Origin of the sequence: Pseudochrobactrum algeriensis (assembly GCF_018436245.1) — a bacterium.
Lineage (GTDB): Bacteria > Pseudomonadota > Alphaproteobacteria > Rhizobiales > Rhizobiaceae > Pseudochrobactrum > Pseudochrobactrum saccharolyticum.
In genome coordinates this window covers 1,213,768-1,239,731 of sequence record NZ_CP075361.1, presented here as the reverse complement: position 1 = coordinate 1,239,731, position 25,964 = coordinate 1,213,768, and the positions used below count along the sequence as shown (strand labels likewise).

Annotated in this window: 27 protein-coding genes and 1 tRNA gene; 17 read left to right on the top strand and 11 right to left on the bottom strand. The window is 48.8% G+C overall.

Translation table 11 applies throughout. The annotated features are described in order from the left end of the window. Window positions 1-7 precede the first annotated feature (7 nt). A complete protein-coding gene (locus KHQ09_RS07820; RefSeq protein WP_213597507.1) occupies window positions 8-859 on the top strand; it encodes an aminoglycoside phosphotransferase family protein in 852 nt (283 codons plus the stop codon). A gap of 28 nt (window positions 860-887) precedes the next feature. On the opposite strand, the gene KHQ09_RS07815 is transcribed toward KHQ09_RS07820, so the two are convergent. After that, the gene (locus KHQ09_RS07815; RefSeq protein WP_420801473.1) at window positions 888-1,901 is read right to left on the bottom strand and encodes a COX15/CtaA family protein; all 1,014 of its coding nucleotides are present in this window, start codon (window positions 1,899-1,901) and stop codon (window positions 888-890) included. A gap of 264 nt (window positions 1,902-2,165) precedes the next feature. On the opposite strand from KHQ09_RS07815, the gene KHQ09_RS07810 reads away from it, so the two are divergent. Both KHQ09_RS07810 and KHQ09_RS07805 read left to right on the top strand, forming a co-directional pair. Further along, complete coding sequence (locus KHQ09_RS07810) at window positions 2,166-2,378, top strand: DUF2842 domain-containing protein (RefSeq protein WP_075655607.1); 213 nt, start codon at window positions 2,166-2,168, stop codon at window positions 2,376-2,378. 2 nt (window positions 2,379-2,380) lie between these two features. Further along, on the top strand, window positions 2,381-3,526 hold the full coding sequence (locus KHQ09_RS07805) for a GNAT family N-acetyltransferase (protein ID WP_213597496.1): 1,146 nt from the start codon (window positions 2,381-2,383) through the stop codon (window positions 3,524-3,526). A 7-nt stretch (window positions 3,527-3,533) separates the two neighbouring features. On the opposite strand, the gene KHQ09_RS07800 is transcribed toward KHQ09_RS07805, so the two are convergent. Beyond that, complete coding sequence (locus tag KHQ09_RS07800) at window positions 3,534-5,792, bottom strand: Wzz/FepE/Etk N-terminal domain-containing protein (protein ID WP_238481795.1); 2,259 nt, start codon at window positions 5,790-5,792, stop codon at window positions 3,534-3,536. 314 nt (window positions 5,793-6,106) lie between these two features. Between KHQ09_RS07800 and KHQ09_RS07795 the strand changes: the two genes are divergently transcribed. The 4 genes from KHQ09_RS07795 to KHQ09_RS07780 all read left to right on the top strand — a co-directional run bounded on the left by KHQ09_RS07795 (window position 6,107) and on the right by KHQ09_RS07780 (window position 10,987). Beyond that, window positions 6,107-6,670 carry a polysaccharide biosynthesis/export family protein gene (locus KHQ09_RS07795; RefSeq protein ID WP_116088154.1) on the top strand — a complete coding sequence of 188 codons (564 nt, stop codon included), beginning with the start codon at window positions 6,107-6,109 and terminating at the stop codon, window positions 6,668-6,670. 46 nt (window positions 6,671-6,716) lie between these two features. Continuing rightward, window positions 6,717-7,856 (top strand): glycosyltransferase, encoded by a 1,140-nt coding sequence (locus KHQ09_RS07790; RefSeq protein WP_238481590.1) that lies wholly within the window; start codon window positions 6,717-6,719, stop codon window positions 7,854-7,856. A gap of 243 nt (window positions 7,857-8,099) precedes the next feature. Beyond that, a complete protein-coding gene (locus KHQ09_RS07785; protein ID WP_213597492.1) occupies window positions 8,100-9,644 on the top strand; it encodes an undecaprenyl-phosphate glucose phosphotransferase in 1,545 nt (514 codons plus the stop codon). After that, window positions 9,641-10,987, top strand: coding sequence for an O-antigen ligase family protein (locus tag KHQ09_RS07780; protein WP_238481589.1), 1,347 nt, complete (start codon window positions 9,641-9,643; stop codon window positions 10,985-10,987). The genes KHQ09_RS07785 and KHQ09_RS07780 overlap by 4 nt, the downstream gene beginning before the upstream one ends. A 165-nt stretch (window positions 10,988-11,152) precedes the next feature. Here the strand turns inward: KHQ09_RS07780 and KHQ09_RS07775 are convergent, their stop codons facing one another. Next, window positions 11,153-12,289: a GGDEF domain-containing protein gene (locus KHQ09_RS07775; RefSeq protein WP_213597490.1), complete on the bottom strand. Its 1,137-nt coding sequence runs from the start codon at window positions 12,287-12,289 to the stop codon at window positions 11,153-11,155. Between the two features lie 351 nt (window positions 12,290-12,640). On the opposite strand from KHQ09_RS07775, the gene KHQ09_RS07770 reads away from it, so the two are divergent. Next, complete coding sequence (locus KHQ09_RS07770; RefSeq protein ID WP_213597488.1) at window positions 12,641-12,892, top strand: GlsB/YeaQ/YmgE family stress response membrane protein; 252 nt, start codon at window positions 12,641-12,643, stop codon at window positions 12,890-12,892. A gap of 53 nt (window positions 12,893-12,945) precedes the next feature. Next, entirely contained in the window at window positions 12,946-13,239 is a 294-nt protein-coding gene (locus KHQ09_RS07765; protein ID WP_213597486.1) for a hypothetical protein, read from the top strand. 64 nt (window positions 13,240-13,303) lie between these two features. Here KHQ09_RS07765 and KHQ09_RS07760 read toward each other — a convergent pair whose 3' ends face one another. Next, window positions 13,304-14,938 carry a phosphoethanolamine transferase gene (locus tag KHQ09_RS07760; protein WP_213597484.1) on the bottom strand — a complete coding sequence of 545 codons (1,635 nt, stop codon included), beginning with the start codon at window positions 14,936-14,938 and terminating at the stop codon, window positions 13,304-13,306. 446 nt (window positions 14,939-15,384) lie between these two features. Between KHQ09_RS07760 and KHQ09_RS07755 the strand changes: the two genes are divergently transcribed. The 4 genes from KHQ09_RS07755 to KHQ09_RS07740 all read left to right on the top strand — a co-directional run bounded on the left by KHQ09_RS07755 (window position 15,385) and on the right by KHQ09_RS07740 (window position 17,340). After that, window positions 15,385-15,684: a hypothetical protein gene (locus tag KHQ09_RS07755; RefSeq protein ID WP_075655621.1), complete on the top strand. Its 300-nt coding sequence runs from the start codon at window positions 15,385-15,387 to the stop codon at window positions 15,682-15,684. Between the two features lie 245 nt (window positions 15,685-15,929). Beyond that, window positions 15,930-16,274 carry a DMT family protein gene (locus tag KHQ09_RS07750; protein WP_213597482.1) on the top strand — a complete coding sequence of 115 codons (345 nt, stop codon included), beginning with the start codon at window positions 15,930-15,932 and terminating at the stop codon, window positions 16,272-16,274. Window positions 16,275-16,314: 40 nt separating this feature from the next. Continuing rightward, window positions 16,315-16,833, top strand: coding sequence for a DUF3060 domain-containing protein (locus tag KHQ09_RS07745; RefSeq protein ID WP_213597481.1), 519 nt, complete (start codon window positions 16,315-16,317; stop codon window positions 16,831-16,833). Window positions 16,834-17,067: 234 nt separating this feature from the next. Then, window positions 17,068-17,340: an LptA/OstA family protein gene (locus tag KHQ09_RS07740; protein WP_213597479.1), complete on the top strand. Its 273-nt coding sequence runs from the start codon at window positions 17,068-17,070 to the stop codon at window positions 17,338-17,340. A gap of 184 nt (window positions 17,341-17,524) precedes the next feature. Here the strand turns inward: KHQ09_RS07740 and KHQ09_RS07735 are convergent. Both KHQ09_RS07735 and KHQ09_RS07730 read right to left on the bottom strand, forming a co-directional pair. After that, a tRNA-Pro gene (locus KHQ09_RS07735) sits at window positions 17,525-17,601 on the bottom strand. A 98-nt stretch (window positions 17,602-17,699) separates the two neighbouring features. Next, window positions 17,700-18,452 carry a glycosyltransferase family 32 protein gene (locus tag KHQ09_RS07730; protein ID WP_213597477.1) on the bottom strand — a complete coding sequence of 251 codons (753 nt, stop codon included), beginning with the start codon at window positions 18,450-18,452 and terminating at the stop codon, window positions 17,700-17,702. Window positions 18,453-18,575: 123 nt separating this feature from the next. Between KHQ09_RS07730 and KHQ09_RS07725 the strand changes: the two genes are divergently transcribed. Next, the gene (locus KHQ09_RS07725) at window positions 18,576-19,766 is read left to right on the top strand and encodes a glycosyltransferase family 4 protein (RefSeq protein WP_213597475.1); all 1,191 of its coding nucleotides are present in this window, start codon (window positions 18,576-18,578) and stop codon (window positions 19,764-19,766) included. 51 nt (window positions 19,767-19,817) lie between these two features. On the opposite strand, the gene KHQ09_RS07720 is transcribed toward KHQ09_RS07725, so the two are convergent. Then, window positions 19,818-20,603, bottom strand: a complete 786-nt coding sequence (locus KHQ09_RS07720) for a glycosyltransferase family 25 protein (RefSeq protein ID WP_213597473.1) — start codon at window positions 20,601-20,603, stop codon at window positions 19,818-19,820. Window positions 20,604-20,776: 173 nt separating this feature from the next. On the opposite strand from KHQ09_RS07720, the gene KHQ09_RS07715 reads away from it, so the two are divergent. Beyond that, window positions 20,777-21,028, top strand: a complete 252-nt coding sequence (locus tag KHQ09_RS07715; protein WP_213597471.1) for a hypothetical protein — start codon at window positions 20,777-20,779, stop codon at window positions 21,026-21,028. 83 nt (window positions 21,029-21,111) lie between these two features. Then, window positions 21,112-21,423: a hypothetical protein gene (locus KHQ09_RS07710; protein ID WP_238481794.1), complete on the top strand. Its 312-nt coding sequence runs from the start codon at window positions 21,112-21,114 to the stop codon at window positions 21,421-21,423. A gap of 16 nt (window positions 21,424-21,439) precedes the next feature. On the opposite strand, the gene KHQ09_RS07705 is transcribed toward KHQ09_RS07710, so the two are convergent. From KHQ09_RS07705 to KHQ09_RS07690, 4 genes are all read right to left on the bottom strand, one after another. Next, on the bottom strand, window positions 21,440-21,973 hold the full coding sequence (locus KHQ09_RS07705) for a GNAT family N-acetyltransferase (RefSeq protein WP_213597467.1): 534 nt from the start codon (window positions 21,971-21,973) through the stop codon (window positions 21,440-21,442). 25 nt (window positions 21,974-21,998) lie between these two features. Beyond that, a complete protein-coding gene (locus KHQ09_RS07700) occupies window positions 21,999-23,045 on the bottom strand; it encodes an HlyD family secretion protein (RefSeq protein WP_213597466.1) in 1,047 nt (348 codons plus the stop codon). Between the two features lie 27 nt (window positions 23,046-23,072). After that, window positions 23,073-24,608 (bottom strand): MFS transporter, encoded by a 1,536-nt coding sequence (locus tag KHQ09_RS07695; protein WP_213599873.1) that lies wholly within the window; start codon window positions 24,606-24,608, stop codon window positions 23,073-23,075. A gap of 283 nt (window positions 24,609-24,891) precedes the next feature. Then, window positions 24,892-25,284, bottom strand: coding sequence for a MarR family winged helix-turn-helix transcriptional regulator (locus KHQ09_RS07690; RefSeq protein WP_238481587.1), 393 nt, complete (start codon window positions 25,282-25,284; stop codon window positions 24,892-24,894). A gap of 34 nt (window positions 25,285-25,318) precedes the next feature. Between KHQ09_RS07690 and KHQ09_RS07685 the strand changes: the two genes are divergently transcribed. Next, window positions 25,319-25,936: an META domain-containing protein gene (locus KHQ09_RS07685; protein ID WP_213597464.1), complete on the top strand. Its 618-nt coding sequence runs from the start codon at window positions 25,319-25,321 to the stop codon at window positions 25,934-25,936. Window positions 25,937-25,964 lie beyond the last annotated feature (28 nt).

The following is a 25,964-nucleotide window of genomic DNA, read 5'->3' as shown; positions in this document are numbered from 1 at the left end:
ATCGCCTATGGAACAGCAAGCAGTGATAAAGCCGGTATTTCCGGCACATTGGCAGATTGCCTCTGCAACACTGCTCGCTGACACCAATTCCAGTCATATCTGGAAAGCAATAATCACCGGAGAGGAACAATCTCCGGTGATTGTTAAAGTGCTCAAGCCTGCAGGTCATGAGGAGCTGCGCGGCGCCTATTATCTGCGCGAGCGTGACGGACATGGTGCGATCAGGCTGCTCGGCCTCACGCATGATCCGGTGATGATGTTGCTGGAATATGCCGGTGACTATGACCTCAAAGCCCATCTTGAAGCCGGACATGATGCAGATGCTATCCGCATTGCCGGTGAAGTGATCCGCGCTTTACACAGTCCCTCCGGTCGGGTTCTGCCGTCTGAATTACAGCCGCTGCTCAAGCATTTCAAAAGCCTGTTTGATCTGGCGGGAAAGAAAGCGGATATTTACACGGAAGCAGCCGATCTCGCGGCATCCCTGCTCAGACAACCTCATGAAATCATCGCCCTACATGGCGACCTTCATCATGAGAATATCATTCGCAGTGCACGGGGCTGGCTGGCAATTGATCCGCACGGATTGTGCGGTGATGCTGCCTTTGATTGTGCCAATCTGTTTTACAATCCGCTCGACCGTGATGATTTGTGCCTCAATATGCAGCGTGCTGCAGAAATGGCGCAATATTTCGCAGGGATCATCAACAAGCCTGTGGCCTATATTCTTGATTATGCCTTTTGCTATGGCTGTCTTTCAGCCGCATGGCATCATGAAGACGGCAATGCTGCAGATGAGGAGCGCGAGTTGAAAATTGCCACTGCGCTGCGCAGGTTAAGGCATCAGCTGTATCCATAAAAAAGCCCCGCATTTGCGGGGCTTTTTGTTACGCTGCACGCATCTCATATGCACCTTTACAGGCACGCCAATGAGCGACAGCAAAGCTCAGCACTACCAATGCAAATCCCTGATGGGCAAGGCCCCACTCAATCGGCACCATTGTCAGCAAGGCGATAATTCCGATCGCCGCCTGCATCAGGATCAGGCCGAGCAGCACAACAGAGCGTCGCGCGTGAGTTGTACCGGCAGCATGGCGATGCGCCTGCACAGCGTGCAGCACAGCCAGCACCAGCACCGTATAGGCAAACATCCGGTGAATGAATTGCACGGTCTTCGGATTTTCAAACAGGTTGCGCCAGTAAGGTTGATGGATGAACAGGTCTGAAGGGATAATCGCGCCATCCATCAGCGGCCATGTATTATAGGTCAGACCGGCATGCAGCCCCGCAACCAGCCCGCCAAGATAAATCTGCACCAGAATTGCCAGAACGAGCCAGCCTGCAAAGCGTTGCAGGCCGCGCGGCGCTGGTTTTTCCGTATATTCGGCAAGCCCGCGCGCAACATAAAACACGGCAGTAATAATAATACAGGCCATAGTGAGATGCACAGCTAAGCGATACTGGCTCACCGATGTCAGCACGCTCAAGCCCGATGCCACCATCCACCAGCCGATAGCGCCCTGCAAGCCGCCCAGCGCCAGAATGCCGAGCATCCGTGCTTTCAAGCCGTCCTGCAAGCGGCCTGTTACCCAGAAGAAAATCAGCGGAACAGCCACCAGAAAGCCGACGAAACGCGCCAGCATACGATGCGCCCATTCCCACCAGAAAATGAACTGGAACTCTTCCAGTGCCATACCCTTGTTAATCTGCTGATATTGCGGGATCTGGCGGTATTTATCGAATTCTTCCAGCCATTCCGCATGGTTCAGCGGCGGGATAACGCCATGGATAGGCTTCCATTCGGTAATAGACAGACCGGAGCCGGTCATACGGGTTGCGCCGCCCACCATGACAATTGCGATCAGTACGAAGAATACCGCATAAAGCCACCACCGCACCATCTTGCGGTTCTTGTCGTGGTTGGCACTGACCGGCTGTTGTGTTGCCGGTAATGCGGCATAATCTGTTATCATCAATCCTGCTCCGACTGAGTTTTACCCCCGCAGATACATGCCGCATGCGCACCGCGAATACAAGACAACAACACGCGACACGCAGACGCTGTTTTTATTACCCCTTTCATAAATCCAGTGATGAAGCGGAGACGAAAATCATTTCAGATTCAGGGCTGTCTGGTGTATGAGAGTGGTGACGGAGAGACAAATATGCCTGTAAGACTGAAAAAACTGATCGGAACTGTGCTGCTTGTTCTGCTGATTGCAGTTTATGCGCTGCTTGCAACCATGATTGCGGTTGCCCATCTTGGCCAGTCCTCGGTCTGGGTACAGCTTGCTTATTTCTTCTTCACCGGCTTTTTGTGGATACTTCCGGCCATGTATCTGTTGTGGTGGATGGTTCAGCCGCCTAAAGCCCGCTGATTATGTTCCGCACGTTCTGTTATTCCGACATTCATGAGGCTCTGCCGCTCTGGAGCAATGACAAGACGGTGCATGGTATAGCCCAGTCCGCACTCTGGACACGGCTCTGGCAGCAGAATGTGAATCCTGACTGTCTTGTGCTGGCGCTGTTTATCGAGGACAGCCCTGCTTTATTATTACCGCTTGAGGTTATCAAACAAAACCACAAGCATGTTGCGCGCTTTGCCGGCGGCTCCCATGCCAATTGCAATTTTCCGGTTCTGTTTCCGGCCTTTGCGCAACACATCAGCAAAGACCATATCACTGCACTGATTGCCTGCCTGAAAGAAGCGCGGCCGGATATTACGCTGCTATCCCTCACCCGTCAGATGCAGAACTGGCTCGGATATAATAACCCGCTGCTCAGTCTCTCCCATCAGCGCAATCCGAATCCGGCTCTGATTGCCACGCTGCCAGACAGTTTTGACAGCGTGCTTGAGCGCAGCAATGCCTCACGCAAACGCAAAAAACACCGCCAGCATGCCCGCCGTTATGATGAAACAGGTACATGGCGGATTTATACCGCAGAAGGCGATGCGGAAAACAGCGCTGCATTCAATGATTTTTATGCGATGAAAAGCCAGCGCTTTGCCAAACAGGGCATTGCCAACAGCTTTACCGGCGATGATTTGAACCGTTTCTTCCAAAAACTCTTCGCTGCACCGGAAAATGACACGCACAGACAATATCGCCTGCATGTGCTTGAAGTTGCCGGAAAACCGCGTGCGGTTATTGGCTGCGCCTATTGGCAAAGCCCTGACAGCCAGACACCACTGCAACGCGGTCTGACTGTGGAATTCGGTGCTTTTGCCGATGATGATCTGGTCACCGCCAGCCCCGGAGATTTTCTGTTTTACGAAGCGATTGCCGCTGCCATTGATGACGAGCTGGATTATTTCAGCTTCGGTATCGGCGAGGAGAAATACAAACGCGACTGGTGCGATGTTGAGCAGCCGCTTTATGACAGCCATATCGCGCTGACATTCAAAGGCCGGTTGAGCGCAACATTCAATCAGCTGCGCTCAGGTCTTGTCTATCGTATTAAAACCAACAAACATCTCTGGCCGCTGGTGAAAAAACTACGCAGCAAGCTGCGCAGGAGCGCTTAATCCGTTTTTATGCGTGCGGCACCATCAGAATGGTTACATCATCCTGCCCTGCCTCATGGAATGCCAGTGCAGTCTGCGCCACAGCCTGATCTTCGCTGTCGAACACATTCATCACAAAAACGGATGTATCGCTGTCGAGGTTCAGCGCCTGTTCGGCAGAGGATGCACCGGTTTCCACCAGCACGAAATCATAGGCCGTTTCCAGCGCTTCAAAAATTACCGGCAGACGCTCGGCCTGTGCCATAGCGGTTTTCGGATCAGAAAGACCTGTCGGAATCACATCCGCATCCGAATATAAATCGCCGTGAATAATATCGGTGAACTGCTTCACATTAAGCAGCAGGTCGGTAATGCCTGCAGGCCTGTTGCCATCCAGCATTGCCTGACTAACAGCACCATTGCCGGTCATATCCACGAGCAATACCCGCAGGCTGCGGTCAGCCAGTTCACGCAGCAGATGCACACTGCCGGCAGATCCGGCATCGCCTTCCGGCGAGATCAGAATGATGCGGCGGCGCTCCTGCAACATCAGACGGCTGGCAATTGCAGCCACACCGTTGGGCGCATAAATATCATCTGATGCCGGATCAGGTTCTTCCGTGACATCCGGCTCGGACACAGTATAGCTGTCATAGATACGCTGAATTGTTTCAACATCAATTTCAGGACGGGCCATAGGCTGCTCTACCATCTCATTTTTATCAGGCATCTCATTTGTATCGGAAACAGGCTCGGGAGCCGGCTGCGCAATCAGCTTATTATCAATCTGTGCGGTTTTATTATGCGCAGGGCTAAAATTCTGTGCAACAGCACCATATTCATCGCCCCAGAGATTTTGTTCCCTGACAGCTCTGACAGGATTTGTTGTCATAGCGCGGCCGCTGAAAAGCTCACGCAGCAAAACAAAAACCGACAACAGCAACAGGCCTGCAACAAAACTCATGCTGACCATAGGCAGCACTTTAGGGAAATACGGCGCCCCTGCAACAGTTGCCGTTGAAAAAATCCGTGCATCTGCAGGCTGATCTGTACGATCAGCAATGCTGGAAGCCTCGCGATAGCGCGCCAGATAGGCTTGCAACAAATCGCGCTGAGCGGCAGCATCACGTTCCAAAGCACGCAGTTCAACTTCCTGACTGCCAGCCTCGGCGGCTTGTGCTTTCAGACGGTTGAGTTCACGGGTCTGCTCCTGCTCGCGGCTGCGGGCAGTCGTCACCTCATTGTCGAGGCTTTTCAGTATTGTATTGCCTTCCTGCCGGATCTGCCGGTCAAGATCGGCGAGCTGCGCACGCAAGCCCTGAATACGCGGATGCCCGTCGAGCAGCGTTGTCGAGAGATTGGCAATCTCGGCCATCAGCGCTCCGCGACGCTCATTCAGCTGCTGCATAATACCGGAAGACATAACTTCCGGCAGGCTGTTGATCGGCACGCCGTTTTTAAGCGCAGTGCGAATGCTCTCAGCTTTAGCCTCACTGGCGGCACGCTCAGCTTTCAGACGCGACAGTTCCGATGAGATATCGGACATTTGCTGCGTGGCAAGGGAAGTATTATTGCTGGTATTGAGGAGATCGCTTGCCGCGCGGAAATCAGCGACTTTGGTTTCCGCCTCACGCACCTTCTTCGTCAGCCGTTCAATTTCCGGTTCCAGCCATCCGGTTGCATCGCCTGTCAGCTGGCGTTTGGCCGCGGCCTGTGCTGCAATATATTCATCCGCAATTTTATCGGCGACATCGGCTGCGACTTGCGGATTTTTGGAGACAAACTCAACCACAATCACCCGCGAGCCGGTTACAGCATAGACCTGTAAATTCTCGCGCATACGGGTGAGAACCTGCTCTGATACCGGAATCGTGCGCGGATCAGGGCGCAATCCCAGCAATACCAGAACCTGTTTCACCGGCGACATGGTTTTCGGATAGAATTCCGCATAATCTTCAAGTCTCAGCTCGGCGGCTACTTTTGCAAGGATTTTAGCAGAGCTGATCAGCTCTACCTGCGATTTCACGGCTTCCGGATCCAGCAGCGGACGATCCGTTTCCGATCCGACATTCGGGCGTGTGAAGACAGTTTCCCGTGCTTCAATCAGAATACGCGCTTCGGAACGGTAATAAGGAGGGAGAAACTGCGCAACACCCCATGTCAGCAGAGCAAACAGGAGCGCGCCCAGTAGAATGAACAGCCAGTTGCGCTTCAGAGCGGCAAACAGCGCTCCGATATCAATTTCCGCATTTTCTGCTGCATCACGCATCACTGACCCGATCCCCATAATCCTGCACAGGACTCTTATGGTAAATCATCAAGGTAACTATAGGGTTAAATCCTGCAATTTCCCCTCACCCTTCATACTAAGGGCGTATCAGGACTTTACTTTAGCAGTTTGTATTTAAAGATAATTTTATCAGTACAACAGATTTTAGCTTTTAGTCTTTACGCCATATTAACCCTAATAATTCAATAATCACAATCAGACAGATGTCCGTTGCACAGCTATGAAATGCGCAACATAACCTGAACACATATAATATGAGCTGGCGGGTTCTGACACCAAAGCAATCAGAACGGGATAAGGAAAAGAGCAGAATGAAAACACGTGTTTTTATGGCAGCTTTGGGCGTAACCTGTCTGGTATTGTCAGGCTGCACCAGCTATCGCCCTGCTCCTCCGGCATTCCACGAAGCGCTGAACCAGCCTTATATTCTCGGTTCCGGCGACCGTCTGCGCATCACCGTTTTTGAACAGGCCGGTTTAAGCAATACATATTCCGTTGACCAGTCCGGCTATATTGCCTTCCCATTGATCGGCAGCGTACCTGCACGCGGCAAAACAGTAAAACAGCTTGAAGCCACCATCGCTTCAAAGCTGCGCGGCGGCTATATCCGCAATCCTGATGTCAGCGTGGAAATCGACCGCTACCGCCCTGTCTTCATCATGGGTGAAGTCGGCGGCGCCGGACAATATTCTTACGTACCGGGCATGACTGCACAAACGGCTATTGCAGCTTCCGGCGGCTTTACACCGCGCGCCAATCAGGAAAGCGTGGACATTACCCGCCAGATCAACGGCAAAATCTTTACCGGACGGGTACGCATTACAGATCCTATCCTTCCAGGCGATACAATCTATGTCCGTGAACGGTTATTCTGATCATCACGGACAGACCAGAATTCATCCTTCCTGAGACGAGGCTATTGTGAAGCAAAAATCTTTGCGGATTATCCATTGCTTCCGTTCCCCTATAGGCGGCGTGTTTCGCCATATACGTGATCTGGCTGCCATGCAGAGTGCAGCCGGTCATCAGGTCGGCGTGATTTGCGAATTATGCGAAGACGGCGCACTTGAACAACAGCAATTTGCTGCCATGCTGCCCGATCTGGCACTCGGCCTGCACCGTATTCCCATCAGCCGCAAAATAGGCCTCAGTGACATCGGTGCTATTTTAAGCACGCGCAAAATATTGAAGCAGCTTCAGCCGGATATTGTACACGGACATGGTGCAAAAGGCGGGACTTATGCCCGTCTCGGCACAATAGGCATCCATAAAAGTCAGGCTCAGCGCCCGCACAAATTTTACTCCCCTCATGGCGGCAGCCTGCATTTTGACCCTGCGTCCCTTGCCGGTAAAATCATGTTCACAGCAGAACGCCTGCAAGAACAAATCACCGATGGCCTGATCTTTGTCTCGGCCTATGAGGAAAACACCTATCAGGAAAAAGTCGGAAATCCGCGCTGCGCTCACATTGTGATCCGCAACGGCATCAGCAAAGATGAATTTGCACCGGTTACACCGGAAACCGATGCCGCAGACTTTCTTTTTACCAGCATGATGCGTGACCTGAAAGGGCCGGATTTATTTATCCGCGCGCTGGCTGAACTGAACCAGACAGCAAGAGCCAGCAACCGGTCTCTTGCCACCGGTGCCATGGTCGGGGACGGGCCGCAAAAACAGAATTATCAGGCTCTTGCTGCGCAACTCGGACTGGAAAATCACATCCGCTTTTATCCGGCAATGCCGGTGCGTGAAGCACTCAAGCGCGGGCAAATTTTTGTGTTGCCTTCCCGTGCGGAATCCCTGCCATATATTGCGCTGGAAGTTCTGGCAGCACAGCGCAGCATCATCGCCACAGATGTCGGCGGTCTTGCTGAAATATTCGGCACAGACAGCAATGCCCTTTGCAAACCCGACGCCGGTGCCATCGCCGCAAAAATGTGCGAAGCCCTGACCTTCCCTGCCAATTATCAGCAAACCATGCCTGATCCGCTGCTGCTGCGCTCACGCTTCAGCCGGGAAAATATGGCTCATGCAGTTGAACAATTCTACCGCATCAACTAAATTACATATAAGCACTATGTAAAGCTTCCTTGTTTCATTAAAATACAAATATCATTCGTTTAATTTTACTGTAATAAAGCAATATTGCGGATATTTACTATCCGGCAACCACAATACGTAAAAAGCCCGTATAGCGGCCTAAACTGCGCATTCTCTTAAAAAAAATAAGAAAATAGCAACCCTCATCACGGATAGATTGCTTATATTTTCTTGTGAGCAAAATTTTAATATGCCGGTGCACCCATGAGTGAGAAAAAACATAAAGGAAGTTTCGACAGGAAGGCGCTGCAAAAGCAGCATGACTCCGGCGCAGCTTCCACACCTGCTGAAAAAGTTGAATTGAGCCCGCTGGCCATGAAAGTGGCCGCTCAATACAAGAATGAAAGTATTTCACCCGCTCTGTTCACAGGGCTTATGCGCATCTGGGAATTTGCGGTTGTCGCCCTGTGTGGCACCGCTGTTTATCTCAGCTATGTGGGCGCTGAAAGCATCCATATACTGGAATATTTGTTTGCGAATATTCTTGCCGCCGCGCTCTATGTTATTTTCGCCCAGTTCAGTTCCGGCTATCGCCCTTCTGTGCTGCGCAAACCGTTTCGCTATCTCGGCCGGCTGATTATCTGCTGGGCCGGTGTTTTTGCGGTTCTGGCTATTGTGGCCTTCCTGCTGAAAATTTCTGCGGTTTATTCCCGTATCTGGTTTGCCGGATTTGTGATTTCCGGTTTTATCGCCCTTACAATATCGCGTTTTCTCGCAGCCAAACTGATGCGTATTCTCGCCCGCAGCGGCCGTATGGAACGACGCGCGGTTATTGTCGGCGGCGGTCAGAATGCGGAAGATCTTATTCTTGAACTCAACAAACAACCGGATAACGACATTCGTATCTGCGGTATTTTTGATGATCGCGGCGACCGCCGTTCTCCGCCGATTGTTGCCGGTTATCCGAAACTCGGCAATATTTCCGAGTTGATCGAGTTTGCCCGTGTTGCCCGCATCGATATGCTGATCGTTTCTCTGCCGATCTCAGCGGAAGAACGGGTTTTGACACTGATGCAAAAGCTTTGGGTATTACCGGTCGATATCCGCCTTTCCGCTCATGCTGCCAATATGCGTCTGCGCCCGCGTGCTTATTCCTATATCGGCTCGGTACCAATGCTCGATATTCTCGACAAGCCGATCAACGATTGGGATGCGATTGCAAAGCGCTTGTTTGATATTGTCTTCAGCCTGTTCGGAATTGTGCTGTTCTCGCCGGTCATGCTGGCGACGGCTATTGCGATCAAACTCGACAGCAAAGGCCCTGTAATCTTCAAACAGAAACGGCACGGCTTTAATAATGAAGTGATCAATGTCTGGAAATTCCGCTCGATGTATAGCGACCAGTGCGATCCGACTGCAAAACTGGCCGTCACCAAAAATGACAGCCGTGTTACCCGTGTCGGCCGCTTTATCCGCAAAACATCGATTGATGAATTGCCGCAGTTTTTCAATTCCTTAGGCGGCAGTCTTTCACTCGTCGGCCCTCGCCCGCATGCGATCAGCGCCAATTCCAACAACATGCTCTATAATGATGTGGTTGACGGTTATTTTGCTCGCCATAAAGTCAAGCCGGGCGTAACCGGCTGGGCGCAGATCAATGGCTGGCGCGGCGAAATCGACAAGCCTGAGAAAATCGTCATGCGCACGGAATATGATCTCAATTATATTGAGAACTGGTCCTTGCTGTTCGACCTGAAAATCCTGTTCCTGACCCCTGTGCGCCTGCTGAACACGGAAAACGCCTATTGAGCTATCCGTCCCAACCTGTGCCCCGAACTGTGCCCCGATCTGCAAATGCGTCACCCGCATCAGATGCAGCATTCCATGCATTGGCGGAGCGCGGTCAGCGACAAGCTGCAATGCAATGGATTGCACGGCTGTCACTGGCAACAGGTGTTTTTTTCAGCGGCTTCGTCCTCTTCGAGCCGGGGCCTTATGAAATACTGATGCTGGTGCTCATAAGCCTGTGGCTGTTATTCGGCCTCAGGCTGAGTGTTAACTCACTGGCATTGCTGCTCCTGCTCACCTTATTCAATATTGGCGGCGTGCTCTCAATTTTTCAGATGGCTGATCTGAAAAAGGCACCGCTTTACATTGCCGTGTCATATTTTCTGGCCTTGACCAGTGTGTTTTTCGCCGCTGTCACCGAAAGCGACTGGCGCAGATTACAGCCGCTTTTCACCGGCTATCTGACGGCTGCCGTCATTACAGGAATGCTGGGTATCGGCGGTTATCTCAACCTGATACCTGCGGCGGATCTGTTTACGCTTTACGGTCGTGCCAAAGGTGCATTTCAGGATCCGAATGTCTTTGGCCCTTTTCTGATCCTGCCTATCAACTGGTGCATCTATCAGGTTCTGACACGCCCTCTTCAGAAAAGCCTGCTCTATTGGGCACTGTTTCTAGTGCTGACACTTGCAGTATTGCTGTCCTTCTCCCGCGCAGCATGGGGCATGTATGCTGTATCCTTAGTGCTCATTCCGGCTCTGTTGTTTATCGGCAGCAAGAACCAGCGCTTTCGCGGCAAGATCATCCTGATCAGCATTGCTGCAATTATTCTTCTTGCTCTTACATTGCTGATCGCCCTGCAAATCCCGCAAATCAGCGAATTGTTCACCCAGCGCGCGCGCCTCGAACAAGATTATGACAGCGCCCGTACAGGACGTTTTGCACGGCATTGGCTGGGTTTTCTTCTGTCCATGGAAAAACCCTTCGGTATCGGCCCACTGGAGTTCGGCCCCATGTTCGGAGAGGATACCCATAATATCTGGCTGAAAGCCTTGCTGGATTATGGCTGGCTTGGTTTTCTGTCCTTCATCATCCTGACAATGCTTACGCTGGGTTTCGGTTTCAGGCTGATGCTGCGTGAGCGGCCATGGCAGCCTTATCTGCTCTGCGCCTATGTGGCATTTATCGGCCATATACTGATCGGCAATGTGATCGATATCGATCACTGGCGGCATTTCTATCTGATCGTCGGTATTATCTGGGGCTGTGCAGGGCTTGAACAACGCTATCAGCAACAGGCACGGCATCATCTCACTTCAAAACCACGCCCGTATAGCAATACACGCATTCCAAGACCGGTTTAATTTCTGCGGAACAAAAGCACCGGCACCGGCGTTACACCCCTGTAAGCAAATCAAAACAATCAGGGAGAACAAAGATGTTAAGAGCCGGTATTTTGTGGATGATGGGTGTTCCGTTTTTTGTCGTAGTCCTGATCTGGTATTTCTTCTTCTGATCCGCAGCAGAGATCAGGCAAAAGTCACCTGATCGCGGCCGGTCGCTTTACTGCTGTAAAGCGACACGTCAGCCCGCCTGTAAAGGCTTTCAAAGTCTTCATTATTTTCAAGTTCTGCAACACCGACGCTGATTGTAAGAACACCTGAGACCAGCGAACCCTCATGCTCGATTTTCAGCGCAGCTATCTGCGTGCGCAGTTTTTCCAGAAACTGTCTGGCCTGTTCTGTTGTACACTCATAAAAGAACAGCGCGAATTCCTCACCGCCAATTCTCGCCGCCATATCTTCGCTGCGGCGCAGCGTAGCGCTGATTGTACCCGCAACATGTTTCAGAGCCACATCCCCTGCCGCATGGCCGTAAATATCATTATACAGCTTGAAATGATCCACATCGATCATCGCAAAGCACATGGGTTTACCCAGTGAGCGTCCCCTGCCCATCATTGTCTCAACATGTTGGGAAAACAGGCGGCGATTTGCCAGACCGGTCAGCGAATCCGTGTCGCGCTCTTTGCGCAGCTCCGCAATCATATCCATAAATGTCCCGGCCAGCAGTCCGATACCGGTCACAACACCAATGACAGAAATAGTGAATTGCAGCACCAGCCAGAACGAACCGGCAGAAAAATCAATGACAGATGACATCGTCATTCTTTCCGCCGTCATAATTGTGCGCGGAAAGAAATGCAGGCCAAGCCCAACGATCAGCCAGAATAATAATTTATCGCCGGAATTCCCGCGCAGCAAAAAGCGCGCCTGCAGGGCGGTGGCCAGAAAGATCGCCCCCACTCCCAGATTGATAATATAGATCCGGTAAAACAGGTTTCTCTCGATATAAAAATAATAAAATGTGCCGCCGACAATCGTGATCATAAACAGGGCGTGAAACCAAAAGGGCAATTGTCTGCCTGAGCGGATCAGGACACCCTGGGAAAAGAACAAAACGCCCGCAACATATAAAGCCGCAGATAAAACGGCGTTCTGACCGATATTTGCGGGAACAAATGTAACCTGAATTAAAGTCCCGAGCGAGACCAGCAGAAAGGCACAGCCGAACAGCCCCAGATGCGGCCGTGTCCGTTCAAGGAACCACACACCGAAAAACATCAGCGAAAATAAAAAGAAGAAAACCGGCGGCAGATAAATCATAGCAAAGCAGTTTTCATTTTCTTTGAACCGGAAAACTGACCGGATTTATCCATCCCACACCCTCACGACCACATGCGCCTGTAATTCAGAATGCACTCCCGCATGCCGGTCTTTATCTTCCTGATAATTATTTTAACGACTTTCATCAAGCAACATAAAATTTATTTTATGCAAAACAGCACCTGCATGTCTTTCAATGCATGGATTGCTGTCTTTACGGGAACCAAAACGCACCCTGAACGTTTTCTTTCATAGCAGAAGTTTCACGCTGCATTTGTCTGCGCCTTAAATTCCGGCAGACAAAGACCATCTTTTTACTATGTGCTGAACGTCAATAATGAGGGAAATACCATGGAAGATGCTCAGATAGGCTGGATTGCAGCTATTATCATCGGTGGTCTGGCCGGCTGGCTGGCCGAAATGTTCATGAAAAGTGACCACGGCGTTTTCATGAATATTATTCTGGGTATTATCGGCGCTGCTGTCGCCAATGCCCTGCTCGGCATGTTCGGTGTGGTTCTCGGAGGCTGGATCGGTTACCTGATCGCCGGTTTTATCGGGGCATGTATTCTGATTGCAGCAGGGCGCATGATCCGGCGATAACTCCCACGCCTTTGTAAGCGCCTATTCCACAGTCAAGATAACGGAGAATGAAAATGGCAGAGAATGCTGACAATGCCCGTCAGGCAATGGAAGAACAGATTGCAGAACTGCGCGCGCAGATTGATGCGATGAGCAAATCTTTGAAACAACGCGGCGAGGAAGCTGCAGAAGAAGCCCGCACCCGCCTGAACCGTGCAGCCTCAACCATCAAAGAACAGGGACAGGCAACCGTATCTGTCATCCGTAAAAATCCGGGCACCGCAACAACCATTCTGAGCACAGCCGGTATTGCCGGTTTTGTACTCGGTTTTCTGGTTGCCAGCTGCCGGAATGACACCCGCTGGTAACAGCCGCAACGCTCCCTGCGAGTTCAATAAAACAGCGCCGGAAATTCCGGCGCTGTTTTGATATTCAGGAGGCCGCGCCGTCACCGCGACAGCTATTGAATATATCCATATCCTTGTCATAGACGGTCGTCTTCACATTCATCAAGCCCAGCACCGTATGGAACAGATTATCATGGGACGCCGGATGATCACTCAGCGTCTTCAGGCAAGCCTGTTTCAGATCATTCTCTTTCAGAAAATCCGGTGAAAACCAGCTGATAAACGGAATCGTCGTCTGCTCCCGCGGCGCGATGAAATAAGGCATGGCATGAAGATACAGCCCTTTCTCGCCAAGGGATTCACCATGGTCGGACATATAGATCATCGAAGAAGCAAACTCGCTTTCTCTCGATTTCAGCAAATCGATGATTTCCGCTAATATTTTATCGGTGTAAGCGATTGTATTATCATAGGCATTCACAATTTCCTGCTGAGTGCAGTCAGCAAAGTTTGATGTGCGACAGGCAGGTTTGAAGACTTCCTGCTCCGGCGGATAGCGCCGGTAATAGGCAGGTCCATGGCTGCCGAGCATATGCAACACAACAACCGTGTTAGTCTTAAAACTATCGAGACGGGATGCCAACGTATCTACCAGCACCTGATCGTAACACTCACCACCTGCACAATTCGGATTGCCTTCCTGCAACTGGCTCATATCAATTGTTTCAATACGATCGGCCACACGCTTACTGCCGGTGTTATTTTCAACCCACAAAGGCTGAATACCGGAATGTTTCAGCACATCCAGCAGATTTTCAGACTGGCGGAATTTCTTGCTGCTATATTCTGTACGCGGAAACGGAGAAAACATGCATGGCACAGAAACAGATGTCTCTGTTCCGCAACTGCTGACATCGGTAAAGTTCAGCACATCGCGCTCACGCAGCATCGGATTTGTGTCGCGGTAATAATTATTGAAACTGAAATTCTGTGCGCGTGCTGTTTCGCCAACCACAATCACCGTCAGGCGCTTTTTATTACTGCCCTCTTGATATGGTTTGGTCTGCACAGCATCCGTACCGAGCGGCTGAGCAATATAGGTGCGCTCGTCATTGACCTTCACGAAATAACGTATGGTACTGCTGAGCGGTGCCAGCGGGTTGAGCCTGCCGGTGATTTCCGCTTTCTTTTCACGAAACATCGAAGAAAAAGTACCAAAATTTGTGAGAAGCAGAGCAACACCGGCAATCAGGCAACCGCTGATCAGCAGCGTATTGACCCATAATTTTTGTACGAAAGGCCGGTGCCTGACCTCAACCCAAATGATCAGCAAAGACGGCAAACCGGCATAAAGCAGCATATTCGTTACAAAATGCGCATTAATCAGGTGACCGGATTCAGCCCTTGTGGTTGTCGCAGCATTTTCAATCATATTCGGCGTAATCAAAACACCGAAGTGGTCAATGAAATATGCCGCGGATGCCGACACCGTGACAAAGAAAATCAATGCAGGCTTGATGAGATATGGCGCTGAAAATAAAACCAGCAAACAATAAGTCAGTAAAAACAATATTGCAGCGATAATGCCGGTGTTCAGAAAATCTCCTTTGAGATAATCTGCGATGAAAACAAAAGCTGCGCGGTTAAAAAATACAGTAATATAAATGGCTGTAATGAAGCATAATAGATTACTTGCAACAGAAATTCTTTTGAATTTCATAATTCACCTGTTCGACGTTTAAAAACGCACAGATTCAATATCTTCATCAAGAAACAACGCGTTTTTGAGCAAGCTACAAAGCAGATCAAAACCAGCTGAATAAATATGAGCGTTTTTGAAATAAATTTTTGTGAAAAGACAGAAATTACAATTACTTATCAAATTTAATTTTGAGAGTTTCTCCCGAATATTGAAGCGCCTACTTCCGGGCAAAATTGTGACATTGCAATCAGGATAAGAATATATTCCGCTGCAATTCCTATATTACTAAGCAGCTTTCTGCTCCGGAATGCACCTCACTGAATTTCCCCTGCCGCTTCAAAAAGTCTTGTTTCAACTTCCTGCAACTGAGCTATGATGGATTGAATAAAGTTCTATTTCTCAAACGCTTACGGTGCCCGCCAATATCTTCCCGACGGCACCGCAATCAGAAGGACAGACTTGTAATGATTACCGGCCCGCAATCTAAAGCTGCCCGCGCATTAATTGAACTCAGCCGTGAAAGACTGTCATCATTCTCAGGCATTGATATCCGTGTGATTGAGTTATTTGAACGTAAACTTGAAACACCGGACGAGACTGTCCTTGCAGCGCTGCAAAAAGCGCTCGAAGATGCCGGAGCCGTATTCATTCCGGAAAATGGCGGCGGTATCGGCGTCAGATTGAAATTTACACGATCCGAAGCACGGCGTCTCTCTACTCTGGAAAGCGAAGGCGGCATTGTTGCCTATGACGAAGTTCCTTAAGCGGAAACATCTGTCTGATTAAAAAATGCGTCACGGGCAGAACAAAGCAGAGGAATTGTCTGGCTTTCTCTGCCCGTGAAATGGTGTTTTCTGCCTTGCGGGCGATCTGTTCAAAGGTAAAACAAACCGATAAAAGATCTTGCTGTTCGCACCATCTTTTTATCCCGTTCCGGCCTGTCAGAACGCTCAGCTTGTCAGAATGATTCACGCTGAGTGCGGCTGCCGCCGATCACACCGAGGCACATATGGCTGATTATCTCAAGCCGATCTTACTGCTTTGCGCATCCAATATCTTCATGACATTTGCCTGGTACGGGCATCTCAAATTTACAAACAAGCCGCTTTTTCTGGTCATTATTGTCAGCTGGCTGATCGCTTTTGCTGAATATTGCCTTGCGGTTCCGGCCAACAGAATGGGGCATGGCATCTATAGTGCGGCAGAGCTCAAAACCATTCAGGAAGTTATCACTCTCAGCGTATTTGCCGGATTTTCTGTACTGTATCTGGGAGAAAGCATAACCATCAATCATATGATTGGTTTCGCATTTATCTGCCTTGGTGCTTTTTTTGTATTTAAAGGACCATTTTAGAGATATACAGAATACCTCCCCTCCCTCAACAGAGAGTGACATGATGAAACTGAAAATTTCCGCAATCACTTTAATGAGTGTTCTTATTTCCGGTGCTGCATCCGCAGAAGAACTGACAGTTGAAGGCTCCGGTATTACACGTGACATTGCCTGTTCATCGAATGATATCGGCATTTATGGTGCAAAGAATATCATCAAACTGACCGGAAAATGCGATGATATTGTCATTCACGGCACCAATCATCAGGTTGCATTTGAAGAAGCCGATGATGTCTCGGTGTCCGGCTCCGACAATAAAGTGACCGGCGGCCGCGTGACAGACCTCTCTGTGGACGTGGCCAATCATGAAGTCACAGCCACATTACGCTCCAATGATAATGACAGAGCCGAGCTTGAAGTTAGCGGTGCACAAAATGTGGTGAATGTTACCTTGGAAAGTGACACCAAAATCGAAGTCGGCGGGGTTGGCCATAAAATCAACTGGTCTGTCGCATCAGGCGTTAAAGATCCGGCGATTTCAATTTACGGTGCCGATCACGAAGTTAAAAAAGCGAACTAACCTTGTCTGTCTGTTGCCGGCACATTCATAGCAATCTGCCGATTGTATGAGTTAAAAACAGGTCAGGGAAAGCAACTATCCCTGACTGTTTTGATGCGGCAATATAATATTCGTTGAACCGGTCGCAAATATCTGCCTGCTGCCCTATCCGGCTTTCTCCTCCCACTAAGTTGTGATTTTCACCAGTGAGGAACTATGTTTTCATTTCCTTCTTTTCAAATGAAGGAATTCATAATGCGTTCTACTTCACTTATTTGCATAACGGCATTATCCGCTTTCGCCATGATCGCCAATGCAGAGGCTGCCTCAACAACTGCGAAACAACCTGCTTATACAATTACTGCAGATCAGATAAAACAGTCATCAAAAACTGTTTCCCAGTTCAGTGGCAATGTGGTTATTAAAATGGGAGCCACAGAAATCAGGACAGATAAAGCGAAACTGGTTACGGCACCTGACAAAATAACAGTCTACACGGACACATTTGTCGCCGCAGCGAAAAAGTGATCTCCGCCGGCAGCTGCTCTTTCCCATGTTCTGATTTTACTGCTGTTTTCAGGAATAGCGGTGAAGCAAACTATGCCAATCAGGCGATAAACTGGAAGGTTTGATGGCGAGGCAATAATATCTGCACGGCTCATCCTTTTTAAAGCGGGTGAGCCGTTTTACAGCTGTTTAATGGCTTAAAACATGGTCGGAGCGGCGGGATTCGAACCCACGACCCCTTGACCCCCAGTCAAGTGCGCTACCTGGCTGCGCTACGCTCCGAACACCTAAAAGCCCTAGAATAGAAAGGCTTTTTTGGCAAGCCCTTTAAACTGACACGAAAAATGCAAAAGCTTCACCGTCTTTATTATCCACCTCAACTATGAATTTATGATCTCATAAAGCGGTGTATCCGGCAGAATCTGCTTATTATTATTCGCCGTATTATAAAGATGGAAAGCCGTTGTCCTTGGAGTAATCAGATCTTGAACGCGCAGACCTCTTTCATGAAGAAGTGTCGTACAAGTATAGTGCATAGGATAATAAATATCGATCGGGCTGACCTTGTTCTTAAGATCCAGCTCTTTAACAATATGCGTTATCAGGTTGGGACCAATAGCCCCCCATGGATGTTTTGAAACAGGTTTTGGAAAACCAAGAGATTTTCTCAGCCTATATCTTTTGATTTTATTGGCTTTAAACCATGGCGGAATAAAATAAGGATCTTCAGCCGCAGATAATAATTGCTTCAGCATCGCACTATCATGGGGCACTTTCAGGATCGCACCATTAATTGTACTTTGCGTTTCCCAGCCCATTATATAGTCATTATCTTCAACCGGCTTTATACAATAAACATCACAGTCGACATAAAGCCCCAATCCTTCCCGCAAAATTCGGTAGCGATAAATATCCGAGGCAAGTGCAAGATTGCCCGATGAAGTCCGAACAATCTCGCTCTCTTTCATCAGTTTGTTTGCGTCGAAAATTTCAACCCCTTTCGGGGTGTCCTCGGGCTTGCCATAGGCGTGCAAGACGATCTTACAGCCTTTATCTACAAATGATTTAAGACATGCAGCATGCACTTCACCAAGCCGCTTACCGATCCACAAACTATTTACGATGAGCGACATATCTTCCTCAAAATGCGGGATTTACCACCACCGCTGCATAGCTTTGCAAGCTTGATTTTGTCAAATAATAACAGCTAAAGGATATGCGTCTTATACCGGCATGAGTAAACCATCAGGATAGAAATGTTTTTCTTTAAAAAAGCAAGCAGCACAAACCGTCCTCTCAAAATCGGTCTGATTATTGATGAATATTTCGGTGCAGCTGATACAGCCTTTGGTGGTTACGGTTTTTTGGCGCGAAGATTAATTGCCAAATATCTTCCCGACACAAATCTTCAAATAGATGTTCTGCTTGGCAGAGGACGAAAACGGTATAGTGCCGAAGAATTCATCGTCCAAGATGACAAGACTATCAATTTATACCGCTTACCTAAACGCAAATGGGCGGCCAAAAGATGGTTAAAAAAGCAGGATTATGATGCTTATCTCAGCATTGAGCTGACTTACAATTATGTTCTGGAATGCGAACCCGATACGAATAAAAAATTGATTTTATGGATACAAGATCCAAGACCTATGTATGAGTGGGACGAGATCAATACAGTAAAATTATTTCCGGAAACCAATTACTATGACCAAAATATTTATGACACGGTTCATAAATTATACAGACAGGACAGAGTGAAATTTATTTCTCAGGGGCATTTTTTAAATCAAAAAGCAAAAGATCTGTACGCTTTAAATGACAATGTCTCAATCGACTATGTACCAAATCCGATCGAATATGATGAAAGTTTTAAACTCTCTGACAGTCCTAAAGAGAATTTAATTATCTTTTTAGGGCGGCTGGAATCTGTAAAGCGCGGCTGGTTATTTTGTGAAATAGCCAAAAGAATGCCTGATTATCAATTCTGCGTTCTCGGGCAGACTTTTCGCGAGAAGCACAAAAACACAGATATTATGCAGTCCTATTACGACATACCTAATCTGCATTTTGCAGGTCATGTAGATGGCGATGTGAAAAATGAATATCTGAAACGCGCAAAAATTCTTGTAAACACTTCAATACATGAAGCATTGCCGATTTCATTTCTGGAAGCGCTGTCCTTTGGCACATTGCTCGTCAGCAACCGAAACCCGGAGGATCTGACGTCGAAATTCGGCATTCATGTCGGAGATGTATTAGGGGACGGTTTCGATAAAGTAGATCTGTTTGTTGATGCTATTCATAAGGTTCTGGATAATCCCGTTCATTATGATGCAATCGCCAATGAAGCTATATCCTATATCCGTTCAGTCCATAATGTTTCTGCATTTCAAACCACGATGCAGAATATACTCAAAGAAGAATTCCCTGATCGTTATAACAGCTAATCGCTTTATATGGTCTGCCTGACGCACACAGGCAGACTCTTCTTCATTGATCTAAAGATAATCAACGATCATTCTTTTTTGCCAAACAAAGTTTTTAATTTTTGTCGCGCCTTTTTTAAGTTCACGCATAATTTTATGCGTTTTTGACAAAGTGCTGCGACGGGTTTCAATCATATCCACGACAGAACGTCCCTCAATATTCTGTCCTAATGTCAAAGCCTCAGGTTGCAAAACCTGCTCCTGCACACAAATCGCAGGAGACATTTGATATATATTCGTGCGGGAAAATCCATCGCACAACGGATCAAACAAAAAATGATCTATCGGGACCGGCATATAATTACTTGATAGTTTTAAGAGCTCGGCTGCCAGCTTACGGGATATTAAATAACCACCCGTTCCAGCATGAAAGCTCAGCATTCCCAGCAGCTGCCAATTCTTGACTGATACATTTCCCCATCGTTTAAAATAGACCTTCATTTTAAAGGTTTCAAAACGCAGTAAATTTATGTCAGCCGGAACCCAGTCAGAGTTTTTGAGAAATTCGGATGCACTATCACTGAGGATAATATCATCTTCGAAAATTGCGGCATATTCATCCGTACCGGCAACTAGAATTTCCCAGCATTTCCGATGGCTCATAAAGCATGCAAATTCAGAATTTGTCGGCTTTGGCCAATCTTTATGCAAAGTGATATTGTCGAGTTCACTCTGAGACAAACCACGCGCATCAATGGCAGCCACACGTTCAAAATCAAGATTCAAGCGCCCAAATTGCTCATGACAATGTTTCAGCCTGTCGGGAGATCTATCCAGATTAATGACAAGATTTTTCATAGAATGGCTCACGTTACAATTCTGCTCCTTCTAAATTTTATTCTCAGCGGGGGCAAGACAATGAAACCATTCCACTTTCGACTACCATCTCTTTCCTGAATTCAGACCTCAATAATCGCGCTTGACCGCAATCAGAAATAAGAACATTATAAGAACAAATAGAGGATTCTATAATGTCTCTCGCCGTACAAAACCCTGAAAAATATATCATTATGCCGTTCCGCAAGAACAACCAAAAACTGGTTGCGGCAGAAATGCGACCTGCTTCCAGTGAGGCAGGTGCCATTAAGATTGCCACGTCTATGTCCGGCCGTTTTATTGGTGTTGCGGCCTATGCTGTGCTGGTTGATGAGGAAAGCGGCGATATGAACGCGCCGCGCCTGTTAGCAAGCTTTGGCGAAGTGCCTGATTTCAGTGATGATTAAAGCCTGATTTCCTGTTTATTACCCACCGCACATTCGCCCTCTATGCAAGCTCTTTCAGCAATATAACCGGCAAAGGATTCAGTATGCGCATTCTATTTCTCAAATTGATTGCAACAGCACTTTTGATGATGGGGCTGAATTCAGCATCATTGGCTGCTCTTGCACCGCAGTATCAACGCGCAAATGAAATGAATGCTGTCATCTCTGCGGTTACTGAAACACTGTCTCCGCAACAAGCTGTCACCAAAGTCGTTTATCAGAGTGAAGACCAGTATTTGGTGGTCGCAGGCAATTGCTCAATCAAAGCAACTCTTATCACGCTTCCGGCAAATGCCGGACTGGTAGGGCCAAGACAATTTAAAGTTCAGCTTGGAAAACAGCGCTGCAAAAAATAAGGCCGTGCATCGAAGATCAGAACTGATGGATCAGATGAATATCATCCGGCTCCAGAGCATATAGTTTCTGATCCGGCTGTCCTATCGGATGGCTGCCCTGATGCAGATAAAACTCGACTGTATGCCGCGTTGAGGTTGAAGAAATATAGAACCCTACCGCACCCTGCTCTTTGACAATTTGCATAGATTTCCGGTAGAGGCGCGAGGCTAATCCATGTCCACGCCAATCGTGACTGACATGCAGAAATGACAACTGCCGATATTGCGGATAATCCGTAACCGGCCGCGCATCAACAACAGCGGCTGCAACCAGTTTTCCTCCCGCAAAAGCACCGGTAAATGTGCCGCCATGATCGTAACACTCCAGCAAGATCGGAGTATACAGTTCAGGCTCCCCGTCCGGCCAGTCATGCGTATCATAGAACTCTGAATGTAACTGCAAGCGGCCGTCAGCGAAACGATAGACTTCCTGAACAATCTCGCGCCGCTCAATCTGCCAGACTGATACCACCTCATCGCGTGTAAGCGGACGTATCTCTATAGTTTGCATACAAACCTCTGTTGTCCTGCGAGCATTATTCCGCTGCAACTCTGGTATCAACCTTTACGATAACCGACATACCTGGCATCAGACGTTCGGCCTGCTCCTGCCCGCCATCAATAGCAATGCGAACCGGCAGCCGCTGCGTTACCTTGATGAAATTCCCTGTCGCATTATCCGCCTTCAAAACACTGAATTCCGAGCCTGTTGCCGGAGAAAAAGCTTCGATATGACCGGTCATTTTCTCATGGTTTAATGCATCCACGGTGAATGTCACCGGCAGTCCGGCTTTCATGCCGTAAAACTGCGTCTCTTTAAAATTGGCAATGATCCACTTTTTATCAGGCACCAGATTAGTCAGCTGTGCACCAATATTGACATATTGCCCCGGCTTCGCTCCGATTTCCCCAAGTACACCATCCTGAGGCGCAATAATTTTTGTATTGCTCAAATCAATTCTGGCCAGATCAACTGCAGCTTCTGCATTTGTCACAGCCGCTTCGAGAGAATGCCTGCGAACAATGATGGATTGTACATCCTGTTTATTGACTTCCAGCGCAGCCTCAGCCTGACTGACAGCACCGCGCGCCTGTTCCAAAGCGGATAAGGACTGGTCTTCATTGCTCTGGGTCATCACCCCGCTTTTACGCAAAGGTGTCACGCGGTTATAATTCGCCTCGGCCACATTCAACGCCACTTTCGCAGTGTTAAGTACCGCTTCGCCGGAGCGTGTCCGTGCCTCTGCGGCAAGACGATCCTGCTCAGAATTTGCCAAAGATGCTTTTTGCGTTTCCAGCATGGCCTCAGCCTGTTTCAGCTTCTGCACATAGATGCGGTCATCCAGCGCAAATAACACATCACCTTTTTTCACACGCAGATAATCGCGCTCCGGCACCTGCTTGATATAACCTGCCAGCTGCGGGCTGATAATTGTGACCTGCCCGCGAACATAGGCGTTTTCTGTCATCTGTACGGAGGAGCGAAATGGCGGCAGCTGCCAGGCATAAAGGATGAACAATACGCCGCAGAGACCAATAGCCAGAATAAACAATGTTGCCGAATTACGAAAAATCTTCTGCATTTCAGATACTCACAAATCAAAATCAACTTATGCGGGCTGCGCAATTGCGCGCCCGTGAATCAAGCGCCAAAGTTTCCCGATTACGGGGAAAACAGCGCGACGGATAATCAGAATGGCCAAAGTCAGTGCGGCGATAGCGGAAACAAGCAGAAACAGATCATTATAGGAGAGCACAGTTGCTTCCTTCGCGATCTGCTGGCCAAGCAGCATCGCACCTTCAGCCTGAATATAGGCAGGATCAGTGATAACCTTCGATATGGCTGCTGATAGCTGCGAGATGCGCAAAGTCACCAGAGGATCAGTCAGCACGATCTGGTCATAAAGCGCACGCATATGATGCTGCTGCCGCCATGTTACAAAGCTGCCGAAGACTGCGGAGCCAAACAGCCCACCGACACTCTGCGTGAAAATGAAAATCACAATAAAGCTGGTAATATAAGCCGGTCCGTTTTTCAGCGCGCTCATCAAACCCGCTGCCATGGCAGGAGGCAAAAACAGTGCGCCACCGAATGAAATCATCGCCTGACTGAGATACATCATTTCAGGACGGGTCAGATTATTGGCATGACCATCCATGAAGGCACCAGTCATAATCAATATCAGCGCAACTGCATAAATATAGGCTTCACGCCCCGGACGGATAACCATCGCGCAACTGATACCGCCCATAAACGAGCTGATAATCAGAACCCAGTAAAGGCCGGTGCTTTGCTCATTATAAATGCCGAGCGCCTGAAACATACCCGTGGCACCCGCTGTCTGCTCCGATAGCACCAGACGAAACACCAGCAACATGCCGGTAAAAGTCAGCGTCTGCCTGCTGGTCAGCCAGCGGATATTAATCAGCGGATTTTCACGGTTAAATTCAATCGCTGCGGCCAATGCCAGAGCAGCAAAAGCAACAGCAAGGCAGATGCCGATCCACGGCGCCTCAAGCCACCAATATAAACGACCGACAACCAGCATCATCGCCAAAAGTCCGAAACCGGTTGCAATCAGCGGATAGCTGATGAAATCCAGCTTTTCGAGCACTTTCTGATGCGGGATCGGTGTCAGCTTGAGTGTATAGACCGTCGCAAAACACAGCATCGCCAGACCGATTTCCAGCATATAAAGCTGCTGCCACAGACCGGCATCCAGCAATATAGGAGAAATAATGCGCGACAGCGGTGCACCAAGTGTCGTGCAGGTCAAAGCAAGACACAGCCCCCAGCTCATTTTCTTGCTCGGGGGAAATGCTTCAAGCATATAGAAAAAGCCGAGCGTCGACATCGGCGATGCTGCAGCCCCGGAAAAGAACCGCACAATCAATGCCGAGTTCAGGTCATGGATAAACCAGTGCAGTGATGTAACCACCACAAATGTCAGCAGCCCCAGTTCTGTGAAACGGCGCAAGCCGTATTGCGTGCGGATTTTCATCAGGAACAATGTCAGGCTGACATTCGGCGCCATATAGGCAGCAAGCAGCCATGTTGTTTCCTCAGTCGTAGCGCCAAGTCCGCCCTGTATTTGCGGAATATTGACTGCAACCATATTCAGACCAATGCCCTGAGTGATCCACATCAGCAGAGATGCACACACAAAAGCAGCAGAAAGCAGAAACGGTTTTGCCGGTGGTACAGGCGGAGCCGCAGGAGCCTGCGGGGCATCAGATGCAGGAGCTTCCACCGCTTCCTCAACAAGTGCCGGTTTCACCGACTGTTGTGAGGCGGAAGGCACAGCTTCAGCTGATGGCTTTTCAAATTCCTGCACACCGGCTTTTGCCGGATGCAGCACTGCATCAGCATCATCTCCGGCCTCTTTCGGCTCATCCTTTCCGGTCATTCTTATATCTGCCATGATAAAATCAGCTGATTGCTTCCATATTCTTCAAAATCACCCGCATAATGCGTAAGCCCTCATCCAGATCGGCCTCGCTCAAATCCTGAAGAATGCGGATGCGCAATTGCTCAGCGACAACGTGCAGCTCTTCCACCTGATCATGTGCCGCTTCGGTCAGAATGATGTGCTTGGCGCGTCTGTCGCCCTCCACGGCACGCCGTGTGACCAGTCCCTGCTTTTCCAGTCCGTCAATGAGGCGCACCAGTGTCGGCGTCTCAATTTCCAATGCCGCAGCCAGTTCTGTCTGCGTCATGCATTTATGGGTTGAAAGCAAAAACAACGTGCGGGCACGGGACAATGTCATGTCGTGCTCTTTGGCGAATGCATCAAATAAAGTGCGCAGTTTGCGACCTGCCACGGACATATCCGTAAGCAAATCAGCACGTTTCTGAATGATTGCAGGTTTCATGAGCATACACATAAATAGGAAGCTAACAATTATTATGCTATATAATTTTATTTACATCATTTTGCAACCCGATATGCGCGATAAGCGTTTACTCATCACTGTATTTAAGGTGGACAAACATCAGACAGTCGGGTTCACATGCCCTTATCCGCAAGCAAATCATTTCATAACGAGGACAAATATGGCGCTCAGCTCCACCAAACTCATTCAATCCGCCGTGATTTCTGCAGGATTAATGTTCGCAGGATTCAGCACTTCTCATGCTGCGGAAACAGGAATTTACGGTAACTGGATTACAGAGCGCATTCAGGGGCATAAAGTGCATGCAAAAGTGCAGTCCACCCTTGATATTGCGCAGGATGGCAAGATTTCCGGCAGTGGCGGCTGCAATCGCTATATGGGCGGCATGGAAATTAAAGGTGATAAAGTAAAAGTGCAGCCGGTTGGCGCAACACTGATGGCCTGCCCGCCGCCGATGATGCAGCAGGATTCCAAATTTCACGCTGCACTCAATCTGGTCACAAGCTGGAAACTCAGCAAAAACAAACTGATCCTGATTGATTCAAAAAATCGTGAAGTGCTTCGTCTGAAGCGTGCCTGAGCCCCTAAAAACAAAAACGGGGCGGTTT